The 15092-nt window shown below is 39.1% G+C and carries 17 protein-coding genes, 1 tRNA gene and 1 pseudogene; 3 read left to right on the top strand and 16 right to left on the bottom strand.

Annotated elements, in window-relative coordinates; all coding sequences use genetic code 11:
• The 9 genes and pseudogenes from G468_RS0113130 to ppiB all read right to left on the bottom strand — a co-directional run.
• The coding region (locus tag G468_RS0113130; RefSeq protein WP_162143429.1) for a helix-turn-helix domain-containing protein at positions 1–224 on the bottom strand (224 nt) is incomplete at its 3' end.
• 87 nt (positions 225–311) lie between these two features.
• Positions 312–1067: pseudogene (locus G468_RS20960) on the bottom strand (SPFH domain-containing protein); the annotation flags it as partial.
• A 20-nt stretch (positions 1068–1087) separates the two neighbouring features.
• Entirely contained in the window at positions 1088–1945 is an 858-nt protein-coding gene (locus G468_RS0113120) for a co-chaperone YbbN (RefSeq protein ID WP_026823503.1), read from the bottom strand.
• Positions 1946–2027: 82 nt separating this feature from the next.
• On the bottom strand, positions 2028–2795 hold the full coding sequence (locus G468_RS0113115; protein ID WP_026823502.1) for an SDR family oxidoreductase: 768 nt from the start codon (positions 2793–2795) through the stop codon (positions 2028–2030).
• A 113-nt stretch (positions 2796–2908) separates the two neighbouring features.
• Positions 2909–4153 (bottom strand): MFS transporter, encoded by a 1245-nt coding sequence (locus G468_RS0113110; RefSeq protein WP_026823501.1) that lies wholly within the window; start codon positions 4151–4153, stop codon positions 2909–2911.
• Positions 4154–4239: 86 nt separating this feature from the next.
• A complete protein-coding gene (purK, locus tag G468_RS0113105) occupies positions 4240–5328 on the bottom strand; it encodes a 5-(carboxyamino)imidazole ribonucleotide synthase (RefSeq protein WP_026823500.1) in 1089 nt (362 codons plus the stop codon).
• A complete protein-coding gene (gene purE, locus G468_RS0113100) occupies positions 5325–5855 on the bottom strand; it encodes a 5-(carboxyamino)imidazole ribonucleotide mutase (RefSeq protein ID WP_026823499.1) in 531 nt (176 codons plus the stop codon). The genes purK and purE overlap by 4 nt, the downstream gene beginning before the upstream one ends.
• A gap of 126 nt (positions 5856–5981) precedes the next feature.
• On the bottom strand, positions 5982–6707 hold the full coding sequence (gene lpxH, locus G468_RS0113095) for a UDP-2,3-diacylglucosamine diphosphatase (protein WP_026823498.1): 726 nt from the start codon (positions 6705–6707) through the stop codon (positions 5982–5984).
• A gap of 9 nt (positions 6708–6716) precedes the next feature.
• On the bottom strand, positions 6717–7211 hold the full coding sequence (gene ppiB, locus G468_RS0113090) for a peptidylprolyl isomerase B (protein ID WP_026823497.1): 495 nt from the start codon (positions 7209–7211) through the stop codon (positions 6717–6719).
• 269 nt (positions 7212–7480) lie between these two features.
• On the opposite strand from ppiB, the gene cysS reads away from it, so the two are divergent.
• Positions 7481–8872 carry a cysteine--tRNA ligase gene (cysS, locus tag G468_RS0113085; RefSeq protein ID WP_026823496.1) on the top strand — a complete coding sequence of 464 codons (1392 nt, stop codon included), beginning with the start codon at positions 7481–7483 and terminating at the stop codon, positions 8870–8872.
• 170 nt (positions 8873–9042) lie between these two features.
• Here cysS and G468_RS20955 read toward each other — a convergent pair whose 3' ends face one another.
• Together G468_RS20955 and G468_RS0113075 are read right to left on the bottom strand one after the other, a co-directional pair.
• The gene (locus G468_RS20955; RefSeq protein WP_162143428.1) at positions 9043–9612 is read right to left on the bottom strand and encodes a peptide deformylase; all 570 of its coding nucleotides are present in this window, start codon (positions 9610–9612) and stop codon (positions 9043–9045) included.
• 256 nt (positions 9613–9868) lie between these two features.
• Positions 9869–11116: a glycoside hydrolase family 68 protein gene (locus tag G468_RS0113075; RefSeq protein WP_034249982.1), complete on the bottom strand. Its 1248-nt coding sequence runs from the start codon at positions 11114–11116 to the stop codon at positions 9869–9871.
• A gap of 375 nt (positions 11117–11491) precedes the next feature.
• On the opposite strand from G468_RS0113075, the gene G468_RS23015 reads away from it, so the two are divergent.
• The gene (locus G468_RS23015) at positions 11492–11680 is read left to right on the top strand and encodes an ogr/Delta-like zinc finger family protein (protein ID WP_071846887.1); all 189 of its coding nucleotides are present in this window, start codon (positions 11492–11494) and stop codon (positions 11678–11680) included.
• A gap of 123 nt (positions 11681–11803) precedes the next feature.
• Here the strand turns inward: G468_RS23015 and G468_RS0113070 are convergent, their stop codons facing one another.
• Positions 11804–12016: an RNA-binding S4 domain-containing protein gene (locus G468_RS0113070; RefSeq protein ID WP_026823494.1), complete on the bottom strand. Its 213-nt coding sequence runs from the start codon at positions 12014–12016 to the stop codon at positions 11804–11806.
• Positions 12017–12024: 8 nt separating this feature from the next.
• Positions 12025–12897 (bottom strand): bifunctional methylenetetrahydrofolate dehydrogenase/methenyltetrahydrofolate cyclohydrolase FolD, encoded by an 873-nt coding sequence (folD, locus tag G468_RS0113065; protein ID WP_026823493.1) that lies wholly within the window; start codon positions 12895–12897, stop codon positions 12025–12027.
• Between the two features lie 194 nt (positions 12898–13091).
• On the opposite strand from folD, the gene G468_RS0113060 reads away from it, so the two are divergent.
• Positions 13092–13168: transfer RNA gene (locus tag G468_RS0113060), tRNA-Arg, on the top strand.
• A 15-nt stretch (positions 13169–13183) separates the two neighbouring features.
• Here the strand turns inward: G468_RS0113060 and G468_RS0113055 are convergent.
• The 3 genes from G468_RS0113055 to G468_RS24190 form a co-directional block, all read right to left on the bottom strand.
• Positions 13184–14341, bottom strand: coding sequence for an integrase (locus G468_RS0113055; RefSeq protein ID WP_420885102.1), 1158 nt, complete (start codon positions 14339–14341; stop codon positions 13184–13186).
• On the bottom strand, positions 14224–14571 hold the full coding sequence (locus G468_RS25410; RefSeq protein ID WP_155847003.1) for a helix-turn-helix domain-containing protein: 348 nt from the start codon (positions 14569–14571) through the stop codon (positions 14224–14226). The genes G468_RS0113055 and G468_RS25410 overlap by 118 nt, the downstream gene beginning before the upstream one ends.
• A gap of 181 nt (positions 14572–14752) precedes the next feature.
• Positions 14753–15092: phage tail fiber protein (locus tag G468_RS24190; RefSeq protein ID WP_034249981.1), on the bottom strand; the 340-nt coding region annotated here is incomplete at its 5' end.

Genomic DNA, 15092 nt, shown 5'->3' with positions numbered 1-15092 from the left:
ATCCAATCAGGTTTAGCCAGTTCAATTCGCTGAAGCAAATAAGGTTTAAAGGGGGATAATTTAGTCGGTTGTTGACTTCTTTTAGCATAAGTTGGCATTGTCTGTTGTTGTAAATGATGTTTTACGGTGTTACGGGATATACCCAACTCACTGGCAATTTTTCGAAGGCTTTGTCCTTGTGCAAAGCGAACATGAATATCCACAAATATCTCCTTGGTTAACATAAATTATCCGTACAAAAATGTGCGAATAATACCAAGTGGATCAGTTTTAGATGATCGTTAGTGGATCAGTTTTGCATGATCGGTGACAATATCACCATTGGCAATGGCATTAGAGACCATTTGGGTTGCCTTGGCTTCGGCTTCTGCGGCGCGCTCTCTTGCTTCAGCATGTAGAAATGCTGATTGACGTTCACCTTCAGCTTTTAAAATTTGTGATTGTTTTTCACCTTCAGCCTTTAGGATAGCTGCCTGACGTACCCCTTCGGCCTCAAGAATATCGGCGCGCTTGGTTCTTTCTGCTTTCATTTGGGCATTCATGGCATTAATTAATTCTTTCGGCGGCCTTACATCACGGATTTCTATCCGAGTAATTTTTAATCCCCAGGTATTCGTGGCTTCATCAACAATATGTAATAAACGACTATTGATGATATCCCGTTGAGACAAAATTTCATCAAGTTCCATGGCCCCTAATACCGTACGAATATTGGTCATGGTGAGATTAATCACTGATAATTCAAGGTTATTTACTTCGTATGCAGCGCGAACAGGGTCAACAACTTGAATAAAACAGACCGCATCAATGGTGACATTGGCATTATCTTTAGAAATAACTTCTTGCGAAGGAATGTTGAAAACGCGTTCCATCTTATTGATTTTTCGTCCTATTTTATCCATAAAAGGGACAATGAAATGTAATCCCGGTAATAGTGTACGGGTATAACGGCCAAAACGTTCAACCGTCCATTGAAAGCCCTGTGGCACGGTTTTGACACAAGTTAAAACAATGACAATAGCGACAAAAATAATGATAGGTATGGCACTGAAAGAAAATAAGTCCATGGCATTTTTCCTGGTTGATGTTAATAAAGTAGTGAGTAAATCTGATGACGGTAGCGATTTGTTAAAGGATCACTAGGGCCTAAAGCAGATAAAATATCCATCATGGTTTTTTTCACCGAACCGTTTCCTGCCGACAAATCTTTCTTCAGAAAGGTTAGCAAAATTTCTAATGCTTCTTCATTTCTATTTACTTCATGTAGTTTAAGTGTTAGCTGTACGGCTAATTCCGTGTTTTCTGGCTGTTGAGCAAACGTCTCTTGTAATTGCTGAATTTCCGGTGTATCTGCGGCTTTTTTTTGTAGTTCAATTTGGGCTAATAAACCTTGATAACGGCTATCTTGATCTTGAATAGCAATGGTGTTCAAAATTTTCTGGCTTTCGTCTAATTGGTTGAGGCCAATCAATGCTTCTGCATAGGTTAAACTAATTTCACTATCATTAGGCGCTAGTTGATGGGCTTCTTTTAACAATGGCAAAGCTTCCGCAGTTTTTCCAGCGGCCATTAACTCAATCGCTTGAGCGGTTTTTAATTCTTCTGTTGTTGGCAGGACATGGGTTAACATTTCGCGGATAAACTCTTCAGATTGAGGTCCCTGAAAACCATCAATCGGTTGTCCTTGCTGTAATAAGTAAACGGTTGGAATTGCTCTTAATCCGAATTGAGCGGCAACCATTTGCTCCGTATCACAATTGACCTTGGCGAGGGTGAATTGGCCTGCATACTCAGCCGCTAATTTATCCAGTGTGGCCCCAAGTGCTTGGCAATGTGGACTTTGTGATGACCAAAAATAGAAAACAACCGGTTGTGTCATTGATTTTTCAATGACTTGTTGCAGATTAGATTCATTTACGTCGATGGCATAAGCAGTTGCTAGCATGGTGTTTCTCTTAAATTATGTTTTCTGTAATCCCTATAAAATAAGATCAAAATTGGTTATTTCAAGGGGGAGAAGGGATTTGTTATGTTAAAAATCTATCCATCAATCGATCAGGTAAAAGACGTTTCATAAAGGCAATAGCGTAAGTTAGTAGTGTCACCCGATAGCGAATTTTTGGTTTAGGGCTCTCCAGTGCATGGAGTAGTCGTTTGACAACGTGTTCTGGCGTTAATGCTAGCTTTGCAGCAATAGCCGGATTTTTAACTGGATTATCTTTGTTGGTTTGATCGACGTTATCAGTAAAACGTGTCTCAATTGGCCCAGGTTCGATAATACACACTTTTACCCTTGATCCCTTTAATTCAAGCCGAAGGGCATCTGACCAAGCCTCTAAAGCATGTTTACTTGCTGCATAGGCACCACGGCCAGGAGAAGAGACAATGCCTAATACAGAACTGGTCTGAATAATACGTCCTTCGCCATGAGGAAGCATAGCCGGTAACAATAAAGTGGTAAGTTGATGGATACTAAAAAAATTAGTGGAAAACTGCTGTTCTAGTTGTTGTCGGCTAATGGTACTAAGTGAGCCATAGACACCATAACCCGCATTGTTAAATAAGGCATATAATCGGCCATTAGTTAATTCGATAACTTGTTGAGCGGCTTGTTTTACACTTTCTGCCTTATCCATATCGATTTTAATGGGTTCAAAACCTAGTGTTTTCATGGCAATTAAATCGGCCTCTTTCCGACAACCCGCTAATATTCGATAACCTTTGCTTAGCAAAATTTTGGCAGCGCATAATCCAATACCACTTGAAGTTCCAGTAATAAAAATCACTCTTTTCATGGTTTTTGATCTCAATAAAATTATCAGGCTAGTTGTTAGTATTGATTCTTAATGTCAACATATAAAGCGCTAAATAAGTAAATAAGAATGTTTTTTAATTACAATTTGTAATTTTAAGTGACTCGTTGTACTGGCGGTTTCATTAATAGTGTTAATAATAAAATGATGAGAACAGGAAGTGCAATAATTAAAAATGCAGGCGTAAAACTGGCTGTATAATCTTTTATTATTCCGCCGAAGAAGGGGGCAAAACAGGCGCAAGTAGAGAGTAAATTCATGACGGAAAAAAGTTCTAGGTATGGACCTCGGCCAAAATAGTTAGCCAGTAAAACACTTGAGGCTAGAAAGGTCATGCCATAGCCGATACCAACACCAAGCGTAAATAAAATTAGCCATAGCCAAGTTGTCGCAATACTGAGAGCTATAAGCCCACAAATGATAATTATTAGGCTAATTATTAATAATTTTTTGGGTTCTAATTGCTCGCCGACCGCGCCGCCAGCAAGGCGAGAGAAGGCATTGATAAAAGCCATTACACTTAAAGAACCTGCGGCAATTGTTTCACTAAAACCTTGTTCTATGATGTGAGCAACGGCAAAGCTATTAACGGTAATGCCACACCACAAGAAGGCGGTATAGCTAGCAGCAATGATATAAAATTGCCAGGTGCGTAGTGCGCCACTGGCAGTCCATATTTCTTTTGTTTTGTAGATTGTTTCAGAAGAGTGGTGTGTCAACTTGTCAGCGATCGCTTTGGCATGTGAAATTTCACGCTGTCCTTCACGTAAAGTTAATAGCGTGATAAAGACAATAATGGCCAAACAAAGCGCAGAAATGACCCAATGTATGCGCCATGAACCCCAGACTCGTGTTGCCAAAAAATAGATCCAAGGCCCGATCACGCCGCCTAAGCCACCAATAGTAAAGTAAAAGCCAAAAGCGAGCGATTGTTTTTCAAACAATCGAGAAATAACATAAGTACCAGGTACTGTTGCTAAAAAGGTAAAGCCAATACCTAACAGGGCGGTACCGGAAAAATAATCAAATAAACTGGTTGTAGAATAGAGGTAATAAAAGCCAAGAGTAAAAATAGCGAGGCCAAATAATAGTGTTATTCTAAGACCCAACTTGCGGATCATTAAGGTTGGTAGATAGCTTGATAAACCACAGGTTAATCCTAAGATCGTGAATCCAAGACCTGCTTCTGCCCAGTTCCAATTGAATTCATTAATCATGCTTGGTAGCACGACACCCAGCGAAGTAAAAGTGGTTGCTGTTGATAAAAAGTAAATTAATCCCAGTAAGAGTAACATATACCATGGGTAAATAGGACCAAACATTTGTTGTTGTGCAGGCATTATAACTCCAAAGCAGACAACTATTGCATGAAAACAGTAAGCTTAACAATATACTGGTTTATTCAACATGGTAGTTGTTTTTATTTTTACTCATTATGTCGTGGGACATGTATCAATTTTGTGTTTAGCCATGCAATACTATCCTTATATTCATTAGGAAGTAAGGGTTGTATTGTCTTTAGTGAGTTATTTATCGCTTGCCAATTATTACTACACAAATTTAGATGGCCTACTTTACGCGCTGGACGAACATCTTTTTCATACCAATGTAGATGAACTAAAGGTAGTGACAACCATGCGGGATTTAATGCTGTACCTATCAAATTAATCATGACGGCCGTAGTATCTATGTTAGGGGTAGGAATTGGCAGATTTGAAATGGCCCGCAAATGGAGTTCAAATTGACTGATAGAAGCGCCATTTTGCGTCCAATGGCCACTATTATGAACCCGTGGCGCTAATTCGTTAATGAGTAGTTTATCATTTAAAATAAAACACTCCATTGCCATCACACCGACATAATTTAATGTTGTCATAATGGTCGACAGCATCAATTCTGCCTGCGTTTGCAATTTTTTATCAGGCTGAGGAAAAGCGATACTGGCTCGTAGCATGCCCTCTTGATGCAGATTATATGTTAGTGGGTAAAAGACACATTGGCCCTTTATATTACGTGCACCAACAAGTGAAACTTCACCAGTAAAGGGAATAGCTTTTTCAACAATCGCCTGGCCATAAATTTCAGCGGGTAGTATTGATAGATTGTTAGGTGTGATACGCCATTGACCACGGCCGTCATAACCACCAGTGCGACATTTAACAATAACAAAATCGCCTAACTCGGTAAATAATTGTGGCCATTGTGTTTGATTAATAAGCGGCTGCCAAGGCGCCGTCGTTAACGATAAAGAATCTAGTAGCTGTTTTTGTGGCAACCGGTCGGCCAATTGTGGAAAGATATCGCGATTAATAAAACTAGGCTGGCGAGCTAATTCACATGTAAGCGGCGTTTCTGGCCAGCGTTCAATTTCGGCTGTTATGATGCTGTGTTGATAAGGGATCGTCTCTAATGTATCATCGATACCGATAGGATAGACGCTAATGCCTATCGGTTCTCCGGCTTGACGTAACATGCGACCTAACTGGCCATTACCAAGGACGCAAATCGGTTTCATTCCCCCTCCCGCGGATCGGGATGGCTTAAGACATCATTAGTTTGTTTTAAACGCCAGATGGATAAACGCTCATAAAGCTCACTATCTGTGCCAGCGAGGAATTGAGCTGCCAACAATGCTGCATTCGCTGCTCCTGCTTTACCAATTGCAAAAGTAGCTACCGGAATACCCTTTGGCATTTGCACAATCGAATAAAGACTATCAATACCATTAAGCGTGGCGGTTACAACAGGGACGCCAAAAATAGGAATTAGCGTTTTAGCTGCTAGCATACCGGGTAAATGTGCGGCTCCACCAGCACCAGCAATGATAACCTTGAATCCTTTTTCTTTTGCTTGTTCAGCAAATTTGAAGAGTTTATCTGGTGTGCGATGAGCAGAAACAATTTCTACGTGATGAGGTAGTGTGAGTTCACAGAGTATATCGGCAGCATATTTCATCGTGCACCAGTCGCTTTTGGAACCCATAACGATGGCAATTTTGGGGCTAGAATGTGACGATTTCTGTGCATCAAATTGAGCGCTCATTAATTTGTTGCTCCTGCTTTAAGTCATTTATTGATGGCAAATTAAGTGAGATAATATCATGGCTAATAAAGAAGGAAAACGTTTGCCTAGTTTTTTCATCGCAGGATTATACTGAGATGGGAAATGTTAATAAAAAGGGAAATGAAGCAACTCGATAGTTTTAGGCGTTATTTTGATCACTGAGCCATTTTGATCCCAAGCACCTAACACTGCTCGGTGTAATATTTTACCATTAACATTAATTTCATGGATCGCTGGACGGTGCGTATGGCCGTGGATCATCCAATCGACTTGATATTTCCGAAATTTTTCAATTACCGCTTGTTCATTGACATCTGTAATGTATTCTGGCTTAAGCTGGGTGGCAGATTGGCTATTCTTACGCATTCTTTCAGCGATACGGTGGCGGGTTGATAAGGGAAGCGCTAAAAATAGCCGTTGCAACCAGCGATTATATACTCGTTTTCGATAACGCTGATAGGAAATATCATCAGTACAAAGCGTATCACCGTGTAAAATGAGGATATGGTGGCCATGTAGTGTTAACACTTTCTCCGCGGGTAATAAGGTCATGCCACTTTCTTTGGCAAATTTTTTACCCAGTAAAAAATCACGATTACCATGAATAAAGTAGCAAGGGACGCCTTTACTTTGTAGTTCCTTGAGTTCTTGCGCTATTGCTTCATGTAGTAGGCTGGGATCATCATCACCGATCCAATAATCAAAAAAATCACCTAATATATACAAAGCCTTAGCTTGACTCGCTTGTTCGCGTAAGAAATGCAGGAAACCGGCAGTAATAGCCGGCTCTTTTTCACTTAAATGCAAGTCAGCAATAAATAAGATTGCCATAGTTTGTAATTATTCGTTAACTGTTACGCGTTGAATGATAACATCTTCAATGGGTACATCTTGATGTAGGCCACTACGACCTGTAGTGATATCTTTAATTTTATCAACAGTCTTCATTCCGTCAACTACTTCGGCAAAGACACAATAACCCCAACCACTGTCCTGCTCTGAACGGAAATTGAGAAAGTCGTTGTCGACAACATTAATAAAGAATTGTGCTGTTGCTGAATGTGGCTCATTGGTTCTAGCCATCGCAAGAGTGCCACGTTTATTTTTTAATCCGTTATTCGCTTCATTTTTTATTGGATCCTTAGTCGTTTTTTGCAGCATTCCTGGTTCAAAACCGCCACCTTGGATCATAAATCCTTTAATAACACGATGAAAAATCGTATTATCGTAAAATCCATCACGACAATAGTTTAAAAAATTTTTTACCGTTATTGGCGATTTCTCATCAAAGGTTTTAATGACAATATCGCCAAAATTAGTGTGAAAAGTTACCATAATCACTATCCTGATAAATCGTTATATGTAATGTAAAAATCAAAAGCAAATAATCATAATTTAAAGTAGATCAGCTATTTTATACCATATTGGGCTGATTACGTCAGTATTTGTGGAATATTGAATAATTTCCTTGCGCGCCGTAGTTGCATAACTCAGAATATAGGGATCCAATAGCCGTGTTTATTGGTAGCAAGGGCATCTTGCATCGCCTTGTGATCAAAGTAAACCATTTACCGCAAGTACCGCTGATGATGGAAAAAGTCTCAATGTTGAAAATTTATAATACACTAAGTCGTCAAAAAGAAGAGTTTAGACCGATTACGCCAGGTAAAATTGGCATGTATGTGTGTGGTGTTACTATTTATGATTTATGTCATATCGGCCATGGCAGAACCTTTGTTGCTTTTGATGTGATTAGTCGTTATTTGCGTTATCTTGGGTATGATTTGACTTATGTACGTAATATCACTGACGTGGATGACAAAATCATCAAGCGGGCTGCAGAAAATAATGAGACATGTGACGCTTTAACATCACGTATGCTGATTGAAATGTATAAAGACTTTGATGCCTTAAATATTTTACGGCCCGACTTTGAACCAAACGCAACGCACCATATTAAAGAAATTATTGCTTTGACCGAGCGACTACTTAAACGCGGTCATGCTTATATTGCTGATAACGGCGATGTCATGTTCGCTATTAATAGCGATCCGGATTACGGTCTATTATCCCGCCAAGATCTCGAGCAATTACAAGCAGGCGCGCGTGTTGAAGTCGCTGATGTCAAGCGCAATCCATTGGATTTTGTGTTATGGAAAATGTCTAAACCCAATGAGCCAAGTTGGTCTTCTCCTTGGGGAGATGGGCGACCAGGTTGGCATATTGAATGCTCTGCCATGAATGGTAAACAATTGGGTGAACATTTTGATATTCATGGTGGTGGGGCAGATTTAATGTTTCCGCATCATGAAAATGAAATAGCGCAATCAACCTGTGCTAATGATGGGCCATATGTAAACTATTGGATGCATACTGGAATGGTTATGGTTGATCGAGAGAAAATGTCAAAATCATTAAATAATTTCTTTACCATTCGTGATGTATTGGCGCATTATGATGCCGAAACGGTGCGTTATTTCTTATTATCAGGGCATTATCGTAGCCAATTAAATTATACCGAAGAAAATTTAAAGCAAGCTCGCACATCACTTGAGCGTCTTTATACCGCTTTACGAGATACGGATGCTAATCATGTTAAATCTGCTGATAATGAAATATTTAAGCAGCGTTTTATGGCAGCCATGAACGATGATTTTAATACGCCGGAGGCCTATTCAGTGCTATTTGATTTGGCAAGAGAAATTAATCGTTTGAAAGTCGATGATATGGCAATGGCGAATGAGTTAGCCGTACAATTACGTCAATTAGCAAATATATTAGGGTTATTAACGCAAAATCCGGAACAATTCTTGCAAAGTCGCGCACAAGTTTCTCATAGTGCTGAAATAGAAAAAATTGAGGCATTAATTAAGCAACGTAATGATGCTCGCAAAAATAAATTCTGGGCACAGGCTGATTCGGCGCGTGATGAACTGACTAGAATGGGTATTATATTAGAAGATAGTCCGCAAGGAACCGTATGGCGTCGTAAGTAAACAACAGTAGCTAATTTTAGTCTATCTATCTGTTGTTGTTAGATTGATTATCTTTAGGTGAGTTTGATTTGCTGTGTGCATGAATGTTTTCTTATGTGAGTTATTGAAATTGTAGAATGGGCGGAAAGCAGAGCGGCAGCTAAGCTTTTCCCGTTAATACGACACTATCTCTATTCTTCTATTTTCATTATGTTCAAAGCTTCGGTGGTTGAAACAAATCGGCAATCATCACATAAATAATCAATGTATAATTTACCATTTAAATGATCTATTTCATGTTGAATAAGTCTTGCTAAAAAGCCTTTTGCATGAGCACTTATTTTCTTACCTTCTAATGTATAAGCCTCATAATATATTTCATTATAGCGATAAACTTCCCCCATTTTATTTGGTATTGAAAAACAACCTTCCCAATCTTTAATTTGCCCTGCATTTAATATAGGAGTATAAACCGGATTTATTAGTATAGTTGGTGATAAAGTATCATAAACATCTTTACGCTTTTCTTTTGCCTCTGGAGGTATCTGAATAATTACGATTTTAAATGGATAACCAACTTGAGGTGCGGCTAAACCGGCGGGTTTTCCTAAAGGGCTTTTTAAATTATGGAAAAATTTTTGAAAAGTAGAAATAAATTTTTGTTGGTTGCTATTTAGTGGGAATATTACAGATGTTGTTGACTCAAGTAATATATCGTGCTCGTCTTCTTCAATAGTAACTAATTGTATCGTATCTTTCATATCATTACCTTTTTTGCCATTGGTTAATGCATAACAACAATCTATTTTATTAAGGAATAATAGAATTAAACACAAAAATATTATCTTCATGATTGCTAATGATCTTTTCGTTTATTTAGTTGTGTTATTCAGAATATGGGTTGACATTTGAGTGCAAAAATAAAGCGTATTATTATACACTTTATTAGCGGTCATAAGCGATATTTTATAATAAAAAAGTAAATCGAAAATATCGCTCAATATAGTTATAATTTATTTATCTGATAACTACGTTTTTTATCGGTGGAATAAAACCATAATCAAACTGTTTGACGACAAAAGTTCTATTGCCGACAATTTTAATTTGAACAGTCGGCGCTTCGGTACCACCTACACGAAATTTGTCACCACGGCCAGGAACATTATCGATAAATGAAGTGACAAGACCATTAGGCATGACATAATGTGAGTAAGTTTGAAATGGTTGGGAAGATGGGTTACCTAACACTAAACCAGAGCCGTTAAGTGGTGTGTAGGGGCCGAATAATGAATCGCTGACAAAACCATAAACACCATCCGGGCCTTTCAAACCATCGGCATAGGTATATTGATGACTAATAGTAAAAAGATAATATTTTTCATCTTTAAACACAAAATGTGGCCGTTCTGTTTGATCATTCACCCCCACGGCAGTGATCAACGGAGGAAGGATTTCCCAACTATTTCCCATACTGTCTTTTGCCACTGCAAAACCAATGCAACCAACTTGATACTTAGCGCCGCCCACATCCTGAAAACCTGGCGGTACATCGCCCATATCATCGCTAGAAATAATGTGAGAGCCTCTGTCGCCAGCGACATTACCTTCAAAGACCATATAAAGATTGCCATCATTGGGATCAATAAAAGGACAGGGATCGCGGAAATTCCAATACTCATTCTGTTCTTCTGTCTGGTAATAAACACCATCGGCAGAAAACAGCGAAATAACCTTGTCAAAGCCACTTAATTTTACACTATTTTTGTCAGTTTGCACTTTACCACTAACTTTAGCGATAGTTGCGCCAGGGGTAACACAGGTATAATAAAGATCAATATCCCCGTTATCGTTTAGTAAAATAGGTGTACCAGCCCATTCACGCTCCGTTGGTGATACACCATCGTTCATTACTCGTCCACCGTATTGCCAACTCTTGCTATCTTTGGCATACCAAAAGCACATGCGAGCTCGACCATGTCGATCATTCCAGTCTTTTACAATATCGTAATTACCATTTTTGTCTTTAAATCGGTCAGGTTGCTTGACTGCCGTGAGGGTAAAAATAATTGACCAACCATTCACTGAAACAATATTGCCGTCAAGATCTCGTAATGGCATGGTATCCCAGATAAATAACTTTTCACTCATAACTGGAAAGTCAATACTGACCTTGGGTTGAGTTGTTGTTGGATCATCGAAATGAACCTTAAGCGCATCAGCTCGAGTCCAACAACTAGTAATAACCCTATCTCTTAATATGTCCATGATGTAATTTAATCTCCTTTCTTTATAGGAGTCTTTAATTTAACAATAAAAAAACAAATATTTAATGTTAAAAAAATCTGTCGTCAACCACACAACAAAAAGGGATAAAAACGCCCGTTTGTTGCTTAAAAGAAGATAAGCTAGTAGTGATGTAGGTAGTGGTAACTATATTGAAATATCAAATAATCAACAAAAAATAACAAAAAATAGATGGTTCTTGTTATCTAACCTTGGTATAACGAATTGATGCTCCATTTTTCAATGGATACTGGTTTGAATAGTGTTAATATTGAAGTAAAAGGCAGAGATTTATAAAGAAAACAGATCATTTTACCTCTATATAAATTATTCAATCTTAAGTTTTAGGAGGTGTATATGATGCGTTGCCCAGTTTGTAAAAATAACGCTCATACTAGAACGAGCCGTTACTTAACTAACAAAACGAAGGAATCTTATTATCAATATCAAAACATAAGATGTTCTTGTACCTTTAAAACATTAGAAAGTTTGGCCAGAATAATTTCTGCCCCAGAGACAGAAGAAAATATTACCATTGTTACCTAATAAGAATAATATTATAAAATATTTATTCATTAGATTAATAAAACAGTAAGTGATTATTTAAAAACGAGTGAAAATTTAGCCCCGCTATAAGGGGCATTATTAGATATTTTTTATGATTGATAATTACTCTTTAACTATGACGCAGTCATTAGCTAAAGTGACAATATTATTTTTGCTAATTTTACATCGTTTGCGGGTTTCAACTTTACCATCAACTTTTACCTCACCTTGGGCGATAAGCGTTTTGGCTGCGGCTCCGCTTTCCACCAAACCTTGCAATTTTAATAAATCACATAATTTAATATAGGGTTGGCCATCAAGATGAAAAATTTCCATTTTATCGCCTATGGGCAAGTATTTTGAGTGTCATGATATTCTTCACAGGCTTGTAAGGTATTTTGCATTAGTGTAGCCACTGTCATTGGCCCAACACCACCAGGCACAGGGGTGATCCAACTAGCGCGTTGTTGTGCTTCTTGATAACAGACATCGCCGGTGACTTTTCCATTTTCAAGCCGATTAATGCCCACATCCATAACAACCGCACCCGGTTTTATCCATTCACCGGGAATAAAATTTGCTTTACCAATAGCCACGACTAGCAAATCAGCTTGCTCTACATGATGACGTAAATTAGTGGTAAAACGGTGGGCAACAGTAGTTGTACAACCGGCAAGTAGCAATTCCAGACTCATAGGACGGCCTACGATATTTGAAGCACCAACAATAACCGCATTTAAACCAAGAAGTTTAATTTGGTAGCGTTCAAGTAAGGTAATAATACCGCGAGGTGTACAAGGTCGTAATCTTGGGGCACGTTGACAAAGGCGACCTATGTTATAAGGATGAAAACCGTCAACATCTTTATCTGGATGGATATGTTCTAATATCTTGATATAGTCAATAGTCTTAGGTAGCGGTAATTGCACCAGGATCCCATCAATTGCCTTATCATTATTAAGTTGATCAATTAATTGCAAAAGTTCAGACTCGGTAGTTTTTTCCGCTAAATCGTATGAGCGAGAAATAAAGCCGACCGCTTCACAAGTACGACGTTTACTGTTTACGTAGATCTGTGAAGCCGGATCATTACCGACTAAAATGACCGCAAGCCCAGGAGCTCGCTTGCCTAGTGAAAGTCTCAATTTAACTTTTTCGGCAACTTCCTGTCTGATTGTTTCGGAAATCATTTTTCCATCAATAATTTTTGCTGACATTATTTAGTTAATCCATAAAAATATTGCGTTACTGCTATTTTGTCAGAAGAAAGCGATGCTGTCAGTTTTATTAGTAGCCAGAAAATGAGCAGATAGATAATTTGTCACTGAAAAGACATTGACTCAGTGCTCAGCAACCGTATAATCCAACGACATTATTTTTATTATTGAATCAGCATTTTTCTATTTTCTATGCGCCCTTAGCTCAGCTGGATAGAGCAACGGCCTTCTAAGCCGTAGGTCACAGGTTCGAATCCTGTAGGGCGTACCATTTAAAATCAATGGGTTAAGCAAGTTTCAGTCCCACCTGATTTCCCTCTTGTGTCGTATTTGTGTCGTTACCATCTAGAAGTGAGTCTATTTTCTTCGCGTGTTCAGTAAGGTGGTTGGGTGCCAAGTGTGCATAACGGCGGACCATTTCGATAGACTCCCATCCTCCCATTTCCTGTAATGCTGAAAGCGGGACTCCCGATTGGATTAACCAACTTGCCCATGTGTGACGAAGATCATGAAAACGAAAGTTATCAATGCCCGCACGTTTTAGGCCAAGTAGCCATCCGGTGTTGTCGTCAACCCGCATTTTTCTTATTGCTGGTGTTTTAGTTCCGTCTGCCCGATTAGCTGCTTTGGTATGTACAAACACCCAGCGTGAATGTTTGCCAATTTGCCCTTTAAGAACTTTGCAAGCCGTATCATTCAGCGCTACGCCAATAGCCTTCCCTGCTTTAGCATTTTCTGGATTTATCCAAGCTACTTTCCTTTGCATATCGACTTGACTCCATTCAAGATCGATGATATTCGAGCGTCTTAACCCTGTAGATAACGCAAAGATAACAACAGGTTTAATACTTTCAGGCATACAGTCAATAAGGCGATTAGCCTCTTCTCTGGTAAGCCAACGAATACGTTTGCTGACTGGTTTATTGGTTTTGATCACTGGAGCAGTTTTCATCCAGCCCCAATCATTGGCCGCAGCACGTAACAAAGATCTCATAAATCCGAGATAGTGGCTTTTTGTTCCAACACTAACTGGCCTCTCTTTGTATGCAGGAATAGTTTTACCATCTCTGATTGCTGCATCTCTCCGTATTTCCCATCTTCTGCGGTGGTTACGATTGATCATCTTGCCAACAATATTATGAACCTCATCACCAGTAATACTGGCAATGTCTCGGCCAGCTAATTGTTGGAGGAAAAAATCAATTTTCACCTTGTCATCATCAAGGCTACGCTTGTGTCCTTTCTCATCTAACCAACGGAGGCATGCCTCCTCAAACGTTCTTATTGGCAGTTCGCCTAGCTCATCGACCCGCCACGCTTCAGCCTTCAGCTTGTCGTGTAACTCCTGCGCTTGTTTCTTGTCCGATGTGCCAAGCGATCTTCTAACCCTTTTGCCATTTGGCGTAAAGAAATGACAGTGCCATATCCCGCCTCTGAGAGTGATTGACATGATAGAACTCCTTTTTTGTCATCACCCATGCTCGCAGGGTGATTCTGAGTTGGTTGAGTGAGATAATCAATACAGGAAGAGCGTAAAATTAAATATTTCCCGGCTCCGCCGCTTGTTCTCTGACCGATAAGAACACCGCGTTTTATAAGGTTGCTAACTGTTCTTGGTGAAACTTTAAGGTAATTGGCGGCTTCAGCTAGAGTTAACGGTTCATCGAGTTTCATTACTAATCCTTAAATTTCTGGTATTACATAAAGCAATTAGGCGCTGCGTATTACCATGAAAAAGATCACCCAATAACATCGATGTTATTGGGTGATCTGCATGCATGGTAATATGCAATAGTAATTCACTAAGGTTAACAACTTCCCCTAACGCTGCTAATATGATGCTCCTGTGATGGGGCTATTCTTTTTGCGCTTGTTGCTGATTCCAGATTGAATCAACAGGCATTTCTACCCTCACATCTAGCCATGTTGAGGGTGGAATATCACACGGCTCACCATCGACATAATAAGTTGGTTTTCCATCAATAATTTCTTTAATCCGCCAGTTCTGAAAATCTTCTGGTAAATGCGAGTGTTGGCGATGAAATGTTTGAATCTCGATGCTACCATTAGATAAAATTTTGTCTCTGACGTAGATAAGTTCTAAGCCATTAATATCTTTAGGTACTGAAACACCTCCATTCACACCCCATGCGCCGTCTGAGTTATAGCCCAATACTCTGGAAATCAAATATTTT

This window comes from Arsenophonus nasoniae DSM 15247, from assembly GCF_000429565.1.
GTDB classification, from domain to species: Bacteria; Pseudomonadota; Gammaproteobacteria; order Enterobacterales; family Enterobacteriaceae; genus Arsenophonus; species Arsenophonus nasoniae.
Note: the sequence above shows the minus strand (reverse complement) of the source record. Positions and strands in the feature narration are given on the sequence as shown.

Bases quoted from the DNA above. Each gene is read 5' to 3' on its own strand.
- G468_RS0113120 (WP_026823503.1), bottom strand. From the start codon at position 1,945: ATGCTAGCAACTGCTTATGCCATCGACGTAAATGAATCTAATCTGCAA.
- G468_RS0113115 (WP_026823502.1), bottom strand. From the start codon at position 2,795: ATGAAAAGAGTGATTTTTATTACTGGAACTTCAAGTGGTATTGGATTA.
- G468_RS0113110 (WP_026823501.1), bottom strand. From the start codon at position 4,153: ATGCCTGCACAACAACAAATGTTTGGTCCTATTTACCCATGGTATATG.
- purK (WP_026823500.1), bottom strand. From the start codon at position 5,328: ATGAAACCGATTTGCGTCCTTGGTAATGGCCAGTTAGGTCGCATGTTA.
- purE (WP_026823499.1), bottom strand. From the start codon at position 5,855: ATGAGCGCTCAATTTGATGCACAGAAATCGTCACATTCTAGCCCCAAA.
- lpxH (WP_026823498.1), bottom strand. From the start codon at position 6,707: ATGGCAATCTTATTTATTGCTGACTTGCATTTAAGTGAAAAAGAGCCG.
- ppiB (WP_026823497.1), bottom strand. From the start codon at position 7,211: ATGGTAACTTTTCACACTAATTTTGGCGATATTGTCATTAAAACCTTT.
- cysS (WP_026823496.1), top strand. From the start codon at position 7,481: ATGTTGAAAATTTATAATACACTAAGTCGTCAAAAAGAAGAGTTTAGA.
- G468_RS20955 (WP_162143428.1), bottom strand. From the start codon at position 9,612: ATGAAAGATACGATACAATTAGTTACTATTGAAGAAGACGAGCACGAT.
- G468_RS0113075 (WP_034249982.1), bottom strand. From the start codon at position 11,116: ATGGACATATTAAGAGATAGGGTTATTACTAGTTGTTGGACTCGAGCT.
- G468_RS23015 (WP_071846887.1), top strand. From the start codon at position 11,492: ATGATGCGTTGCCCAGTTTGTAAAAATAACGCTCATACTAGAACGAGC.
- G468_RS0113070 (WP_026823494.1), bottom strand. From the start codon at position 12,016: ATGGAAATTTTTCATCTTGATGGCCAACCCTATATTAAATTATGTGAT.
- folD (WP_026823493.1), bottom strand. From the start codon at position 12,897: ATGTCAGCAAAAATTATTGATGGAAAAATGATTTCCGAAACAATCAGA.
- G468_RS25410 (WP_155847003.1), bottom strand. From the start codon at position 14,571: ATGAAACTCGATGAACCGTTAACTCTAGCTGAAGCCGCCAATTACCTT.